We start from the raw sequence: 666 nt of genomic DNA, 5'->3' as shown, positions 1-666 counted from the left end.
GAGATTCCTGAACTTCTCGCAGGTCTTACTGCCGAAGCCATTCCGAAAATCACCGCTATTGGTCCTGGAAAATCCGCTCAGTTCGGCACGAGAAGCAAAGCGGGTGCCGGTCAAAAGCGGGGAAGCGAACGGAAAATAGCCTTTGGGGAAGCCCGCGGAAGCATGCCGAGCATTGAACGGGTGCACATCGCGTCCCTGACGGTCGATAGTTCCTATCAACGATCTATCGACAATGATGGGTCGCGGCGCCTCATCGCAAGCATTGCCGCAAACTTTGATTGGCGGCTTTGTGCGCCTTTGGTGGTGTCAAGACGGATTGACGGCTCCAAGGTAATCATCGACGGACAGCACCGCTGGGCCGCTGCGATACGCCGGGGGGATTTGCCGCAACTGCCTTGTTGCCTTTTCACCTATGACAGCCCCGAAGACGAAGCTCGTATGTTTATTGTTGCGAACAGAGCGCGTAAGGCGATGAACCGCATGGATGATTTTCACGCTGCTCTTGCTGCCGGAGACGAGGATGCTCTGGATATTCGGCGGCTTGTATCCGAGGCTGGCCTAACCATTGCCCGAAGCACTTCATCAACCGCATGGAAGCCAGGGGAGGTTACCTTTACATCTTCGATTGCTACTGCACTTCGCAGGCATGGTGACGCGGTTGTTTCA

Annotated in this window: 1 protein-coding gene; it reads left to right on the top strand. The window is 55.4% G+C overall.

Annotation, left to right across the window (positions count from 1 at the left end; all coding sequences use genetic code 11):
• Positions 1–666: ParB N-terminal domain-containing protein (locus VZ95_RS23415; protein ID WP_198148416.1), on the top strand; the 666-nt coding region annotated here is incomplete at both ends.

Source organism: Elstera litoralis, from assembly GCF_000963705.1.
Taxonomy (GTDB): Bacteria; Pseudomonadota; Alphaproteobacteria; order Elsterales; family Elsteraceae; genus Elstera; species Elstera litoralis.
The sequence above is the reverse complement of the archived record's forward strand: the minus strand, read 5'-3'. Positions and strand labels throughout refer to the sequence as shown.